14 protein-coding genes are annotated in these 15,253 nt (G+C 64.4%); 2 read left to right on the top strand and 12 right to left on the bottom strand.

What is annotated here, in order from left to right; translation table 11 throughout:
• Positions 1-32 precede the first annotated feature (32 nt).
• Complete coding sequence (gene mtgA / locus B4F07_RS06440; protein ID WP_293703300.1) at positions 33-746, top strand: monofunctional biosynthetic peptidoglycan transglycosylase; 714 nt, start codon at positions 33-35, stop codon at positions 744-746.
• 6 nt (positions 747-752) lie between these two features.
• Here the strand turns inward: mtgA and B4F07_RS06445 are convergent, their stop codons facing one another.
• The 8 genes from B4F07_RS06445 to B4F07_RS06480 form a co-directional block, all read right to left on the bottom strand.
• Positions 753-1,169 (bottom strand): hypothetical protein, encoded by a 417-nt coding sequence (locus B4F07_RS06445; RefSeq protein WP_293703298.1) that lies wholly within the window; start codon positions 1,167-1,169, stop codon positions 753-755.
• Between the two features lie 109 nt (positions 1,170-1,278).
• On the bottom strand, positions 1,279-1,815 hold the full coding sequence (locus tag B4F07_RS06450) for a J domain-containing protein (RefSeq protein ID WP_293703296.1): 537 nt from the start codon (positions 1,813-1,815) through the stop codon (positions 1,279-1,281).
• Positions 1,816-1,869: 54 nt separating this feature from the next.
• Positions 1,870-2,655, bottom strand: a complete 786-nt coding sequence (locus B4F07_RS06455) for a polyphosphate kinase 2 family protein (RefSeq protein ID WP_293703294.1) — start codon at positions 2,653-2,655, stop codon at positions 1,870-1,872.
• A 73-nt stretch (positions 2,656-2,728) separates the two neighbouring features.
• A complete protein-coding gene (locus tag B4F07_RS06460; RefSeq protein WP_293704654.1) occupies positions 2,729-3,697 on the bottom strand; it encodes a hypothetical protein in 969 nt (322 codons plus the stop codon).
• A 52-nt stretch (positions 3,698-3,749) separates the two neighbouring features.
• A complete protein-coding gene (locus tag B4F07_RS06465) occupies positions 3,750-4,625 on the bottom strand; it encodes an alpha/beta fold hydrolase (protein ID WP_293703289.1) in 876 nt (291 codons plus the stop codon).
• 2 nt (positions 4,626-4,627) lie between these two features.
• Entirely contained in the window at positions 4,628-6,409 is a 1,782-nt protein-coding gene (gene aspS, locus B4F07_RS06470; RefSeq protein ID WP_293703286.1) for an aspartate--tRNA ligase, read from the bottom strand.
• Between the two features lie 99 nt (positions 6,410-6,508).
• Entirely contained in the window at positions 6,509-8,020 is a 1,512-nt protein-coding gene (locus B4F07_RS06475) for an FAD-binding protein (RefSeq protein WP_293703283.1), read from the bottom strand.
• On the bottom strand, positions 8,020-8,349 hold the full coding sequence (locus B4F07_RS06480) for a hypothetical protein (RefSeq protein WP_293703280.1): 330 nt from the start codon (positions 8,347-8,349) through the stop codon (positions 8,020-8,022). Before B4F07_RS06480 ends, B4F07_RS06475 begins: the two co-directional genes overlap by 1 nt.
• A 107-nt stretch (positions 8,350-8,456) precedes the next feature.
• Between B4F07_RS06480 and rnd the strand changes: the two genes are divergently transcribed.
• A complete protein-coding gene (rnd, locus tag B4F07_RS06485) occupies positions 8,457-9,644 on the top strand; it encodes a ribonuclease D (protein ID WP_293703277.1) in 1,188 nt (395 codons plus the stop codon).
• A gap of 53 nt (positions 9,645-9,697) precedes the next feature.
• Here the strand turns inward: rnd and B4F07_RS06490 are convergent, their stop codons facing one another.
• Genes B4F07_RS06490 through B4F07_RS06505 form a run of 4 tightly spaced genes read right to left on the bottom strand, consistent with a single transcriptional unit; the run spans position 9,698 to position 15,198 of the window.
• Positions 9,698-11,194: a Ppx/GppA family phosphatase gene (locus tag B4F07_RS06490; protein WP_293703275.1), complete on the bottom strand. Its 1,497-nt coding sequence runs from the start codon at positions 11,192-11,194 to the stop codon at positions 9,698-9,700.
• The gene (locus B4F07_RS06495) at positions 11,187-13,355 is read right to left on the bottom strand and encodes an RNA degradosome polyphosphate kinase (protein WP_293703272.1); all 2,169 of its coding nucleotides are present in this window, start codon (positions 13,353-13,355) and stop codon (positions 11,187-11,189) included. Before B4F07_RS06495 ends, B4F07_RS06490 begins: the two co-directional genes overlap by 8 nt.
• Positions 13,352-14,002 carry an HdaA/DnaA family protein gene (locus B4F07_RS06500; RefSeq protein ID WP_293703270.1) on the bottom strand — a complete coding sequence of 217 codons (651 nt, stop codon included), beginning with the start codon at positions 14,000-14,002 and terminating at the stop codon, positions 13,352-13,354. Before B4F07_RS06500 ends, B4F07_RS06495 begins: the two co-directional genes overlap by 4 nt.
• Positions 14,002-15,198 carry a heavy-metal-associated domain-containing protein gene (locus tag B4F07_RS06505; protein ID WP_349681315.1) on the bottom strand — a complete coding sequence of 399 codons (1,197 nt, stop codon included), beginning with the start codon at positions 15,196-15,198 and terminating at the stop codon, positions 14,002-14,004. Before B4F07_RS06505 ends, B4F07_RS06500 begins: the two co-directional genes overlap by 1 nt.
• Positions 15,199-15,253 lie beyond the last annotated feature (55 nt).

The raw sequence follows: 15,253 nt of genomic DNA on the forward strand, positions 1-15,253 counted from the left end.
GCCGATGAACGGCAAGCGGCTAATAAAACGGCATGACGACTGCTGCCAAAAAACGCGTGAAGCGCCGCAAGCTACCCTGGTATCTGCGGCCGTTCAAATGGTTGCTATGGTTTGCTCTGATTTCGGTGCTGTGGGTGCTGATCTATGCGGTCCTCCCGCCGCCGGTGACGTTCACAATGCTGGCCGACAGCAACGGGATCACCAAGGATTGGACGAGCCTGTCCGCCATCGACCGCAATATGGTGCGCGCGGTGATTGCGGCGGAGGACGGCAAATTCTGTACCCATAACGGCTTCGACACCGAAGCGATCGAACAGGCGATCGAGCGCAACGCCAAGGGCAAACGGATGCGCGGCGGATCGACGGTCAGCCAACAGACCGCAAAGAACGTCTTTCTGTGGCAAGGCTCGGGCTGGACCCGCTATGTCCGCAAGGTACCCGAAGTGTGGTTCACCTTCCTGATCGAGACGATCTGGGGCAAGCGGCGGATCATGGAGGTCTATCTGAACGTCGCCGAGACCGGCATCGGCACCTATGGCGTGGAAGCGGGAGCACAGCGCTATTTCAAGCATGGTGCAGGCAAGCTGACCCCGGCGGAGGCCGCACGCATCGCCGCGATCCTGCCGCTGCCCAAGAAGCGCGAGGCGGTGAGCCCGTCGGGCTTTACCCGCCGCTATGGCAACTCGATCCGCGCGCGCATCGGCCAGGTGCGGCGCGATGGGCTGGATGGGTGCGTCTATAACTAGACGGCGCTATTCGCTAGCATCGCGCAGTGCATCGGCCGCCAGTACCAGGCCGCCGATAACAACCACCCCAACCCCGATCGCGATCCAGCCGACGGTCGAGACATTGTTCCGCTGCGCTCTGTCGATCGGCTGGCCGTTGACCAACAACCGTCTTTCGCGCTCCAGCGAAAAGCCGATACGCGTTTCGTGCGGGCGGATGCTGCTGCTGGACGATTGGCGGGTGCCATCGAAATTGACGACATCGCGCGTCAGGCGCAATTCGATGCGCGGCGGCGCCTTTTTTTGCTGTCCGCCGATCGGAATCGTGAGGCCGACCCCGACGACGCCATCAACGCGGATCATCCCGCTTTGATAGGCCATGGGCTCGGCGACCGCCGCCGTCGTCAACGCCGCACTGCCAAGTATTCCGCCGAGTATCCGCATGTCCGCCCCTTCGCCCGATCGCAATTGATCCGACGTGTGCTAAGCGCGCGAGACGGCGGCGCGTCAACGGCGCCCGCGAACCGGTACCTCGGCAGTATCTCGCAGCCGCTTAAGCCGGTTTCCAGCTCTTCCGATCTTCGGCTTGTTTCAGCACCTCAAACGCTGCCTGCCCCGCGGCAAAGCGCTTGGCGGCTGCGGCATCGCCGGGCTTGACGTCGGGATGCGTTTCTTTCGCGAGCGCACGCCAAGCCTTTTTCGTCGCCTCGAAATCGGCGTCGGGCTCCAGATCGAGGATCTCCAGCGCGCGCATTTCATCGGCGCTCCGACTGCCGTCGCCCGACCCGCCCCAGGCATAATGCTGCGCCTTCGCATAAGCCCCGGCATCGCGCGTTTCGTCGGCGGCGCGCGCCGCCGCATCCTCGGCGCTCAAGCCTTCGAAATAGTCCCAGCCGCGATTGTATTCGGCCGCATGGGTTTCGCAGAAATACCAGCGTTCGGGACTGTTCGGCGACTTGGGCGCGGGGCAATTGCCCGGGTTGGCACAGCCATGTCGATCGCACAGCCGAACCTTTTGCGCCTCGTTTCCTGAGCCATAGGGGCGCCAGCGGGGAAAACCCCAATCATCGGATCTTTTTACGCGGCTCATCGCCCCCATGTAGCGAGCGGGGGCCGCAATGGCTACCCGTAGGCCGGGAAAAACCTAGGCTTTGGGCTTGTAGCCGAACGCCTTGCCCGCCAGCTTCACTACCGCGGGGTCCAGATCGGGTGGCGTCATCGGCACGACCGCCTCCAGCGCCTCCGCAATATGGGTCAGCGCCGCGATGCGCGCCGCTTTCTTGTTGTTGCCGTCGATCACCTTCCACGGCGCCCAGCGCGTGTTCGTTTGCGCGAACATTTCGTCCATCGCAGCCAGATAATCCTTGCGCTTGGCGCGGTTGCGATAATCTTCGGCCCCGGTTTTCCAGCGTTTCCACGGATCGTCGAGGCGGTCGGCGAAGCGTTTGTCCTGTTCTTCCTGCGTCAGATGGACAAAGATCTTGACCAGATTCGTGCGGTTTCCCGTTAGCTGGGCCTCGAATTCGTTGATCTCGTCATAACCCTTGCGCCATTCGGCCTCGCTCGCAAATCCCTCGACGCGTTCGACCAGGACGCGGCCGTACCAGCTGCGGTCAAAGATCGCGATTTCGCGGTTGCCGGGCAGCCGCTTCCAGAAGCGCCAGAGGAAATGACGCGCCTTTTCCTCGTCGGTCGGGGCGCTGATCGGCCAGACATCGAAATAACGCGGGTCGAGCAGTGCGGTCATCCGTTTGATGATCCCGCCCTTGCCCGCCGCGTCCCAGCCCTCGAACATGATGACGCTGCGCTGGCCATGGGTGATGTGCGCCGCCTGCACACGTTCGAGCCGCTCCTGCAGCGCTTCCATGGCATCGTCATAGTTGCCGTCATATTTGGCGCCGGCTTCGTGATCGGTAAGGGAGATGCTCATGCGCATTCTCTAGCGCAATCTGCGCCGTCCTACCAAGCGCCGAGGTTGTCAGTTTCTGGGACACAAGCCGCGATCATCGCTGGTCGTCCCCCATGATAGCCTTTCGGGCGATCCAGGCGCCTAGGGCGCTGCGATTGCGATCGACACGGGCGAGCGCCTCGGGGACAGCGCTGCCGCGCGAACCAAGGCGCTGCGCTGCACCATACCATCCCGCGGCCGCGTCGAGATCTCCCTCCATTTCATCGCAAAGGCCAAGATTGAACGCCAGCGCCGCGGTCGGTTCGACGTCGCGGGTCAGCGCGGTCCACGCGCGGCAAGCGCCATTTGGATCGGTCTTGGTCAGCCGAACCGCGGTCTTGAATGCGGCCTGCGCGGGTTTCGTCAGCCCTTTGGTGCTTTCATCGACCCGGACGTCAATCGCATAATCGCGTGGGGCAAGGTCGCGACGAACCGCGCGCGCTTGGCTGCGGATCGTGGAGAGGAAATAATCCTCCACCGATTGCGGTGCGCTGCGGTCAGGGCAATAGGTAAGCTGATCGCGGGCATTCAGTGGCCGGGTATAGCGGATCGAACCGTCCTCCATCACAACCAGCCGCACTGTCGTTGCCACGGACGCGGTGCGGCGGCGGCAGCGAATGTCGACGTCGATTTCCTTGATGCATTTCTTTTTGTCGGTGGCGTCATATTCGGTGCAGCGTTTTCGCTTTTCGATCACCGGCACTTCTTCGACGCTGCTGCGCACCGTGCCGGAGACCAGCGCATCGGTCGGTGCCCCCGACTCGGGCGCAACGACCCGGTAAAAAGGACCGCCGCGAAAGCTCGCATCGGCCAGTTCAGCTTCGAGCGCCTGCGCAAACGCCGTGCCATCCTCCCCCTCGAACCGCTCGACCGAAATCCGGAGCAGGTCGGTGACATCGATCGCTGCGGGATCGGCGGCTTGGATCGGCAGGGTTTCTGCGGTCGCGGGGGCCGCGAGCGCCAAAAGAGCGGCGCCAATAACCCATCGTCCGTCGATCATCATGGCCCCCATCGTCAACCTCACGCCCGGCTATCGCAGCCGCCGAAAGCTGTCAAAGCCGCGGAAAGCACTAGGGTCAAAATTCCGTGGCGATCAGGTCGGCAAGCCGCCGCGGCACTTCCATCGGGATGAAATGGCTCTGGTCAGCCCATTGCTCGTCGCGCACCGCGTGTAGCGCGGCGCCAAGGCCAGGCCAGGTCGGGCTGACCGAGAAATCCAGATTGCCCGCGCGTTCGCCGGTCCTGGCGCGGATGACGCTGACGGGTGGAGTGATGCGGGGCAACCAGTCGTGCGGATTGGTGCGGAGCGCGTTTTGATAGACCGAGGCTTCAATCGCTGGCGGACAGGCCAGCTCCCATGCTTCACCGCCCGCCGCGGGGAGCAGGCCAAAACGGCAATAGTCCGCAAGCACCGTGGGCTGCCAATGGGCATAGGGCGGGCGCGACGAAAAATGAGCATTCATCGCTTCCCAGCCGTCCCAGCGGCTACGCCGCCGCGCCACGGGATGTTCGCCCGGATCGGGTACAGGTCCATCGGCCGCACCGATGTAAAACTCCGGCGGCATGATGACGGGATCGATCAGGAAGATGTGCGCAAAGCCATTGGGCCGCTCGGCGGCGAGCCGGGTCAGGACGTAGCCGCCCATGCTGTGCCCGCAACCGACAAGCGGCCTGTCTGCGAAGCTGTCGACCAGCGGCAGCAGGGCGTCGGCGGTTGTCGCCCAGTCGGACAGCGACGCGGGCTTGGCGCTGCGGCCATGGCCGAGTTGATCGGGCGCGATGACGTGGGTGCCGGGCGGCAAGGCCGCGACGACCTGATCCCACAATCGCGCGTGAAAGCCGGTGGCGTGAAGCAGCAGCAACGACGGGCGATCCGACGGCTGGCCCCATTCGAACCAGCAAATCTCTCCCGCCAGCGTCGCCAGCCGGTGCTCGCGCGGCGCTTCGTTCACGCTCAGCCTTTCGGGCCGTCCACAATGCGGATGCCGAGTTCCTTGAGCTGCTTGTCGCTGACCGGCGCCGGGGCGTTCATCATCAGATCCTCGGCCTTCTGGTTCATCGGAAAGACCACTACTTCGCGGATGTTCGGTTCGTCGGCGAGCAGCATCACGATGCGGTCGACACCGGGAGCCGAACCGCCATGCGGCGGCGCGCCGAATTTGAAGGCATTGATCATGCCGCTGAAATTCGCATCGACATCGGCCTGGCTATACCCGGCAATCTCGAACGCCTTGTACATGATGTCGGGACGATGGTTGCGGATCGCGCCCGACGACAGTTCGACCCCATTGCAGACGATGTCATATTGCCACGCGAGGATGTCGAGCGGGTCTTTGGTTTCGAGCGCTTCGAGTTCGCCCTGCGGCATCGAGAAGGGATTATGGCTGAAATCGATCTTGCCGGTGTCCTCGTCGGCCTCGAACATCGGGAAGTCGACGATCCAGCACATTTCGAACTTGTTTGGGTCGATCAGATCGAGCTGTTCGGCGACGCGGGTGCGCGCAAAGCCCGCGAGCTTCGCGGCGGTTGCTTCCTTGCCTGCGGCGAAGAACAGCCCGTCGTCGGGACCGATGCCGAGCTCGGCGGCGAGCGCGTCCATCTTTTCCGGACCATGATTCTTGGCGATCGGGCCGCCCCATTCGCCGCCCTTGCGCGTCGCATAGCCGAGCCCGGCAAAGCCCTCGCCCTGCGCCCAGCTGTTCATGTCGTCGAAGAATTTGCGGCTCTTTTCGGCAGTCGCCGGTGCCGGGATCGCGCGCACGACGTCGCCCGCCGCAACGATGTCGGCGAAGCGGCCGAAGCCCGAACCGATGAAGTGCGACGACACATCGGTGATGATCAGCGGGTTGCGGAGGTCCGGCTTGTCGTTGCCGTACTTCAGCATCGACTCGCGATACGGAATGCGCGGGAAGCTGCCTGCCGGGGTCACCGACTTGCCGTTGGCAAATTCCTCGAACACGCCCGCCAGCACAGGCTCGATCGCGTTGAACACGTCGTCCTGCGTCACGAAGCTCATTTCGAAATCGAGCTGGTAGAATTCGCCGGGCGAACGGTCGGCCCGCGCATCCTCGTCGCGGAAACAGGGCGCAATCTGGAAATAGCGGTCGAAACCCGCGACCATCAGCAGCTGTTTGAACATCTGCGGCGCTTGCGGCAGCGCATAGAATTTGCCGGGGTGGACGCGGCTGGGCACCAGATAGTCGCGCGCGCCCTCGGGCGACGAAGCGGTCAGGATCGGAGTCTGGAATTCGGTGAAACCCTGATCGACCATACGGCGGCGCAAGGACGCGATCACGTTCGAGCGCAGCATGATGTTGGCGTGCAAGCGGTCGCGGCGCAGGTCGAGGAAGCGATACTTCAGGCGAATATCCTCGGGATAATCCTGTTCGCCCGCGACCGGCATCGGCAGTTCGATTGCCGCCGACTGAACGGTGACGTCGCGCGCGCGCACTTCGATTTCGCCCGTCGGCAGATTTGCGTTCACAGTTTCGGCCGAGCGCGCAACGACGTCGCCGGTGATCGTGACGACGCTTTCGGCGCGTAGCCCGTCAAGGATCGCGAACGCCGCGTCGCTGCTATCGGCGACAATCTGGGTCAGACCATAATGATCGCGCAAATCGACGAACAATAGCCCGCCGTGGTCGCGCTTGCGATGCACCCAGCCCGAAACGCGGACCGACTGGCCGACCTGTTCGGCGCGAAGCTGGCCGCAGTTATGGGTGCGATAGGCGTGCATTTGATCGTCTTTCAATGTCTGGGAGCGCAGGAAAACATGCGCCGATATGGCCGCGCCTAAGGCAGCGCGGCGGTCCATTTGTCAAGGATGAAGGCCAAATCAACGCGTCAGCCCCAGCCCGTCGAGCACCGCGCTGCCGAAAAGCGCCCGGTGCGCCGGATCGGGCAGCAGCCGGTCGCGCGCGGCGCGCCAGCGGCGGAAATCCTCGCCATAATCGACAGCGACACGCGCCGCGTCGAGGCGGCAGCTTTTGGCCCAGTGCCGCGTGAAGGCAATCCCCTCGGCATCGAGCCGTTCGACGACGCGCGCATAGGCGTCGGCGGTGCGCGCACTGCGCGGACCATCGAAATCGATCACCGCATTGTGCGGGAAACGCGCGGGCGCCAGCAGCCCTTCGGCGCGCGCCATGAAGCGCACGGTGACGACGGTCGAGCCGCCGTGGCGCGCATAAACGGCGCAGATCAGCTCGAACGCGCGCGCCAGATCAGCGCGGTCGATCGTCACCGACGCGTTGAACAGATCGGCCAGCGGGCGGTGCGTGTCGAGCCCCTCCCCCCAGCTACCATAAACCGGCGGCGCATCGACATCGGGGCCGTTCGCATACCCCTGTTTCATCGCAAATTGCAGCAGCGCGCCCCGCGCCCACGGGTAATCGTCGAGCAACCGTCCGAGCAGGCTGAGCGCGTCATAACCCGCGCCCAGCTGCCCCGGCGTCGCGCGTGGATAGTCGTCGCGCCATGGCTCGCGGTACAAAAAGCGCAGCATCGCGGGGCGCTTGAACGGCTTATACGGGTTCACGATCATCTGGACGAAATCGGGGTCCTGATCGAGCGCATAAGCCGCCGAAAAGCGCCGGAAATCCCCCGCCGCCAGCCAGCCGAGCGCAGCGCGATCGACCTTGCGGAGATTCTGGATCGGACGGACGAGGAATTTCGGTACGCTGTCGACAACCAGCGCCGTAACGACACCAAGCGCGCCGACTGGCAACTGCGCCGCGGCAAACACCTCCTCGTCGCGGAGCAAGACGGAGCCCGTGGCGCCGATAAAGGCATCGCTCATCAGCCCAGACGCGGGTTCGATCCAGTGGACACCGGCGGGCGTCACGATCTGCACCGCGCGGATATGATCCTGAATCCCGCCGCTGGCGATCATCGAACCGTGGGTGCCCGTCGCCGCGGCGCCGGCGAAGGTCTGGCCATTACCCGCGCCGCTGGTCCACAGCGAGCGGCCCTGCGCTTCCAGCTTGTCCGACACTTCGTCGACCAGCGCCCCCGCCTCGACCAGCATCAGTGCGCCCGCATCGACGCCGGGGCGGACGTCGGCAGCGCTGATGCGGAAACAACGGTTAAACCGGCGGGTATGGAGCAGCCAGCATTGCGAGGCGATATTGATGTTCGACGGCGACCAGCCCGCGCCGAGCGGACGGACGCGGCGCCCGGCCGCTGCCGCCTCGACCAGCCAGTTATGCACCAACTTCGCGGCAATCGCGATTTCGTCGCGGCCGCGCGGCGCATCGCCGCTGCGCAGCGCAAAGCGCGTCGCCGCCTCGCAGGTGCCGGTGCCATGATAATTGGTCCAGCGTCCTTCGTCGCCCAGTTGTACCAGCTGCATCAGGCGTCTCCCAGCGGCAGGACGCCGGCGTGCGCGCGCCAGGCGACAGTGACGGGGCGCAGAAAGCCGACCGTCGCGATCGCAATCAGCATCTGGCGCCTTGTTGCAAAGACCCGCACGTCGCAGAGGCCGTGATCAGATTCGGGGGTGACAAAGGGCTGCGCGGCCTCCGCCGCGAAGCCCCACCCCTTTTGCGTCACCACCATCGACTCTTCGTCAAGCGGCCGCGGATTGGCGATCGAGACGAAAATATCCGCCTGCCCCGCCAGATACTGGCCGAAAAGCAGCAGAAACCCGAGCGCGGCGAGCGCCCAACCGATCCACATCATGCCCCAAACCCCTTCGCTTTCCCCTGACCGGTATTCCGGTTCCGCGACCCGAAGAGCGCGGGCAATTTTTCCTGCCCGTTCCTTTCAACTAGCTGTATAGGCGCGCTATGCAAGTCCATCCGTTGATCGAAACCAACGCCGCGCTCGCCGCTTTCTGCGACCTCATTCGGAACAGCGATTTCATCGCGGTCGATACCGAATTCATGCGCGAAAACACCTTCTGGCCAGAACTGTGCCTGATCCAGGTCGCCGACCGCGAGCATGCCGCGGCGATCGATCCGCTGGCACCGGGCATGGACCTGAAGCCGCTGCTCGACCTGCTGGTCGACAATGAGGATATGCTGAAAGTCTTTCACGCCGGCGGGCAGGATGTCGAAATCATCTTCAACCTGACCGGCAAGACCCCGCATCCGATTTTTGACACCCAGATCGGCCAGATGGCGATCGGCCAGGCCGAACAGGTCGGTTATTCGAACCTGGTCGAGGCGTGGATCGGTCTGCAACTCGACAAGGGCGCCCGCTTTACCGACTGGAGCCGCCGTCCGCTCGACAAGCGCCAGATCGATTATGCGGTCGGCGACGTGACCCATTTGGCTAAGATTTTCCCGATGATGCTCGACAAGCTGGTGAAGACCGGGCGCGGTCACTGGCTGGACGAGGAAATGGAAAAGCTGGCCGATCCGTCAAACTACAACCTTGATCCAGAAGATGCTTGGCACCGGATCAAGATCCCGTCGCGAAAGCCCGATGTGCTGGGCCGCTTGAAGGCGCTGGCCGCGTGGCGCGAGCGCGAGGCGCGGTCGAAGAACCTGCCGCGCGGGCGCATTGTGAAGGATGAGACACTCGCCGACATCGCTGCGCATCCGCCCAAGGATCAGGACGGGCTGGGCCGCGTGCGCGGGCTGTCGGCGACCTGGCGCAGCAACGACATCGGCGGGCGATTGATGGACGCAATTGCCAATGCCAAACCGCTGGACAAGGACGACATGCCCGACCGCGCGCCGCGCGGCCCGGGGCTGGGCAAGGAAGGCGCGCTGGTCGCCGACCTCTTGAAACTCCTCCTGAAAATCCGCGCCCGCGAGCTTAACGTCGCGTCGCGCCTAATCGCGCGCAGCGATGAGCTGGAAGCACTGGCAGCGGGCGGCCGTGAGGGTATCGCGATGTTGCAGGGCTGGCGCTACGATGTGTTCGGCTTTGCCGCGCTCAATCTGGTCGAAGGCCGGATGGGCTTTGCCGTCAAACACGGAAAGCTGGTGATGAGCGAGATCGACGCGGCGACGGCCAGCGCCGACTGAGTTCCATGCCCATATATCGTCATCCCGGCGAAGGCCGGGATGGCGACGTAAACCTAAAGCAGCACCATCTCGGGCTTCGTATCCAACGCCTGCGCCAGCGAGCGCAGACGGCGCTCGACCGACTCGCCCGCCAGGTGATGCCACCCATGATCCAGACTGAGCCGCAGCTTGCCGTCAATCAGCGCAATATGGCTGGCCTTCAGCGGCGCCTCGACCCCGCCGGTTAGCCGCTGCGCCAGCCGGATTGCCAGCCCCCATTGGCGCGCCCGCGCCAGCCGCTCGCCGCTGACCAGCGGCCCCATGTCCGGGAAATCGCTGTCGGCACCGCCGAAGCCGGCGTGAAGCGCGCGCGCGAGCAGGATGCGTCCTGGAATATCGATACCGCGCCAGTTGCCGTGCAATCCGATCTCGGTGCCGCGTTCGGCGCGGAAATCGGGATTGGCCGACCAGGCGACGTCGCTGAGCAGGCTGGCGGCAAGCCGGACGCGGCTGTCCGCAGGCGCCTCACCCGTAAACAATGGCGTGATCCATTCCGTGATCGCGCGGCCGTGCGGCGCGAAGCGCGCGAGGCGACGCCCCTCGAATTCGGCAGCGACAATCAGCGGATCCTGCGCGCGTGTTTCCGCATCGAGCGCCTGATAGAGCAGGCCTTCACGTAGCCCCGACGACGACACGGTCATTTCTGGGACATCAAGGATGTTGACGAGCGCCGCTAGCAGCGCCGCCGCATCGGGCAAGGCAGCAGCGCGGTTCGATGCCATGCCGGGGATCGCGCGCAATTCTTCAAAGGTCAGCCGGTTGGTGGCGCGGACGAGCCGCCGCAGCGCCGCGCGCGGCAGGCTGTGCTGATCGAGCACCGCGAGCGGATCCTGCGTCAGTTCCAGATCAAGGCGGGACAGCGCACGCCACGATCCGCCGACCAGATAAAGCGGCAGCCCCTTTATTCCGTTGGGCCAACCGGCCGTGCGCAGCATCTTGCGGACGGCACGCTCGAAGGTTTGTTGCCCTTCCTTGCGGAGCGCGGGCAGGCGCAGCACGCCGAGCGGGAAGGACGCGCGGCGTCCGACCTGACCGTTTGCCACCTCCGCCAGTTCCAGGCTGCCGCCGCCGAGGTCGACCGCGATGCCATGGGCATCGGGGATCGCCGACAGCACACCGTACCCGGCAGCTTCCGCCTCTTCTTCGCCTGACAAAAGGCGGATTTTCAAACCAGCTTCCGCTGCTGCGGCGATAAACTCGGGGCCGTTTTCCGCGTCGCGCACCGCCGCCGTGGCGACGCATTGCAGGTTTTTGACCTCCATATGTTTGGCAAGCAGCGCGTAGCGCCGCAGCGCCATCAGCCCGCGCATCGCGTCCTCGCTGGCGATCCGGCCATCGATCGCAAGCCCGCGGCCCAATCCGGCTGCGACCTTTTCGTTGAAGATCACCGCGGGCGCGCGCGCCGGTCCTTCATAGACGACGAGGCGGACCGAGTTCGATCCGATGTCGATGACGGCAGAGCGATGGACCGCCTGTTTTGAAGTTCGCAGCAAGCCCAAAGCGTCAATCATCGCGCATGTCGAAGGCGAGGGTCGGGACATCCTGGCGCTTGTGCAGCGCCGTCCCGCGACCCGACAGCGACGGGTTGTTCATGAAATAATGGTGTAAATTGAAAGGTTTATCGCCGGGACTTGTCCGGATATAGGTCCCGTCGGATTGCAGCACCCAGCTCTGTTCATTGTCGATCAGATTCGCCACCAGCACCTGATCCAATATCTGGTCGTGCACGGTCGGATTTTCGATCGGGATCATATATTCGACGCGGCGATCGAAGTTGCGCGGCATCCAGTCGGCGCTGCTGATGTACAGCTTGGCACGCTGATGCGGCAGCGAGGCGCCGTTGGCGAAGGCCCACACGCGGCTGTGCTCCAGAAACCGCCCGACGACCGATTTGACGCGGATCGTTTCCGACAGACCGGGCACCCCCGGGCGCAGGCAGCAGATGCCGCGGACGATCAGCTCGACCGGCACGCCGGCAACGCTCGCCTCGTACAATTTGTCGATGATGTCGGGATCGACCAGGCTGTTCATTTTCGCCCACACGCCCGAAGGCTGCCCCGCTTTGGCCGCCATGATTTCGGCGTCGATCAGGTCGCACAGATGCGCGCGCATGTTGAGCGGCGACATGGTGATCATGTCAAGCCGCTCGGGCTCGACATAACCGGTGATATAGTTGAACAGCTGCGCCGCATCGCGTCCGGCGCGCGGATCCGCAGTGAAAAAACTGAGATCGGTATAGATGCGCGCGGTCACCGGATGGTAATTGCCGGTCCCGAAGTGGCAATAGGTGCGATACCCCTGCCCTTCGCGCCGCACGACCATCGAAATCTTGGCGTGGGTCTTCCACTCGATAAAGCCGTACACGACCTGGACTCCGGCGCGTTCGAGCTGGTTCGCCCAGAGCAGATTCTGCTCCTCGTCAAAGCGGGCCTTCAGCTCGACTACCGCGGTCACCGACTTGCCCGCCTCGGCCGCCTCGATCAGCGCGCGGATGACGGGCGACTGGTCACCGGCGCGATAGAGCGTCTGCTTGATCGCGACGACATCGGGATCGGCTGCGGCCTGGCGCAGGAAAGCGAGGACGACCTCAAAACTTTCGTAAGGGTGATGGACAAGAATGTCCTTGCTACGGATCGCCGCGAAACAGTCGCCGCCATGTTCGCGAATGCGTTCGGGAAAGCGCGCCGAATAGGCGGGGAATTTCAGGTCGGGGCGATCGACATCGACCAGCGCCGACAACGCGGCCAGCCCGACGAAGCCGCCGATCTTGGCAACGATTGCCTCATGCCCCTGAATATCGGCGTTGAGTACCTCGGCAATCTCACCGGGCATATCGGCTTCGAGTTCGAGCAGGATGACGCGGCCGCGGCGGCGGCGGCGGATCGCGGTGCGAAACAGGCGCACCAGATCTTCGGCCTCTTCCTCCAACTCGATATCGCTATCGCGAATGATGCGAAACACGCCGAGCGAGCGGATAGTGAAGCCAGGAAACAGCAGATCGCCGAAAATCTCGATCAGATATTCGATCGGTACAAAGGCCTGTGCCTGCCCCGGCACCGCGACAAAACGCGGCAGTGCCGCCGGGATCAGCACCAGTTCGCGCACCGTTTCGCCCGTCGCCTTGCGTTGCAGGTCGAAGATGATCCCCAGCCCGCGATTGGGGATGAAGGGGAAGGGATGCGCCGGGTCGAGCACCTGCGGAGTCAGGATGGGGAAAATCTGGTCGATGAAATACTGCCGCAGCGCCGCGCGCAGCGGCTCTCGATCTGACCCGGTGCCGTGGACGACGATGCCCTGTTCGGCGAGCAATTTGTGGAGACGCTGCCACTCGCTCTGTTGCTGATCGACCAGCCGGTTCACCTCGGCCTCAATCTCAGCCAGCTGCTGGCTGGGCGAGCGGCCGTCGGCGGAGGGGTCGTCGATCCCCTGCAACTGCTGGCCCTTCAAGCCCGCGACGCGAACCATGAAAAATTCGTCGAGGTTGCTGCCCGAAATCGATAGGAAGCGCAGCCGTTCGAGCAGCGGGTGCGCGGTGTTGCGCGCCTCTTCCATTACCCGTCGGTTGAACGCCAGCCAGCTCAGTTCCCGGTTGAAAAAGCGTTCGGGACCGAAGGACGGGAGCCTGGACGTCGCCTGGTTATCGGCGCGAAGGGGCTGTCCGGATAGCGTCATGCGTCATGGTCCTGTCGTTCAAGCAGATCGGGATCGATCAGCCCCTGTGACAGTAATGTTTCACGCGTAAGACGGATGCCGACGCGCCGCCCCTGTTCGAGCGAGGCGGCGTCGAGCGCCGCGACGATGCGGTGGAGCATCGCATAGCTGCGCTCCATCCGCGGCACGATATAGGCGGCGACCTCGGGCGCCAGCGCGATCCCGCGCTGCGCGAACAGCGCCTCGATCAGGTCGCGGGCAAGGCAATCGTCGGGCTCGGCGATCGTCAGCACCGGCACCGCGCGCAACCGCGATGCGAGGTCGGGCAGCGCAATGCCCCATTCGGACGGCGGCGCGTCGGCGATGATCAGCAGCGGGATGTTCGACGACTGCGCCGCGTTCCAGGCATGGAAAATCTCTTCTTCGGACAGGCTGTCATGCCCGTCGATCACGCGGCCGCCGGTTTCGGCAGCAAACAGCCGCCCGATCAGACTGCGCCCCGAGCCGGACGGCCCGGTGAGCACCGCGGTTCGCACTGGCCAGGTCGCCACATGACGCAAATAACGGATCGCATCGGCGTTGCTGGTCCCAATAATAAGTGGAGCGTCATTACTGCCTCCGGCGCTCCAGTCGAGCGGCAAAGCGATCTGGCTGGTGGAGCGTGCCATCAGCGGCTGATCCGCAGCGTACTGCCGCCCTCCTGCACCTTGTACCCGCGCGCCGCGAGCGCCGCGCTGAGCGCCGTAAGGTCGCCGCGGAAAGTTACCCGCATGACCGATGTGCCGCCTAGCGCGAGGCTGGTGGTCGATGCCGACTGGACGCCCGCGATGCCGCCAACGGCGCGTTCGGTCGCAGTGACCGATTCGACGTCGGGCGAGCTATACTGGACGGTGAAGCTCTGCACCCCCGCCGAGGCAGTGGTCGGCACGCTGCTGTCGGTTTCGCTGGGCAGCGCATCCTCGTCGGTGGCTGCGATATCTTCGGGCAGGTCTTCACGTTCGACCGGCTTTTCCAGAACCAGATACGTATCGGTTTTCAGCACGCCCGCCGCCAGCGCGTCGATATAGATGCGATCCATCCGCGCGACCGCTTTTTCCATCATGTCGGGCAGCGCCGCGGGGCTGGGTCCGGTCATCGTGAAGCTGGAGATCAGCTTGCTGTCGGGGCCGAAGCGCGCCGTGAAATGCCCCCTGATCGGCCCGCCAGGATAGGCATATTCGACCCGCGCGATCGGGGTCAGCACGTCGGCGGCGCCATATTGGTCGAGGATGACACGCCACCACACGCGTCCGCGGCGCCCGGTCTGCCCGGTATTCAGCAGCAAGGTGTCCGCACCGGTACCCGCGGTACGGACATAGTCGATCGCGCTCTGCCCCGTGTTATATTCGGCCCAGGCGCGCTGCCAGGCGCTGCGCTGTTCGAACACCTGCGGAATGCCGTCGATCGAATAGACGGGAATGACGAGCAGCGGCGGCGAGCGGAGCGTCCGGCCGCTGACGCCCAATATCTGTCCGGCGCGGACGCGGTCGAACTGGACGCCGAGGCGCGCGACATAGCGACGCGGGCCGATCTGTTCTTCCTCGACGACGATCGCGGTGACGATGCCGTCGAGCACCGAATCGCCGAGCGCAGGACCATCGCTGCCGTTGAGCTTGCGATAGAGCTGGGTCCAGCCTTTGCGCTGCGCCTCGCGCCAGCCTTTGGTGCGCGCGTCGTCGGCATTGTCGCCGGTGACATCGACCAGGATGCCGCTGGCGAGAAAATCGCCGCTGCTGTTGATCGGGGTGATGCCGCGATTGCCGCGGGTTATCTGTCCATCAACGACGCCGACGAGGAGGATCGCGAAGAATAAGCCGAACAGCATGAGCCAGCGCCGGTCGCGGGACGCCAAGGAGCGGAGAGAAAAGCTCGGGGCGAAG

This window comes from Sphingopyxis sp. UBA6723 (genome assembly GCF_002454115.1).
In the GTDB taxonomy this organism is placed as follows: domain Bacteria; phylum Pseudomonadota; class Alphaproteobacteria; order Sphingomonadales; family Sphingomonadaceae; genus Sphingopyxis.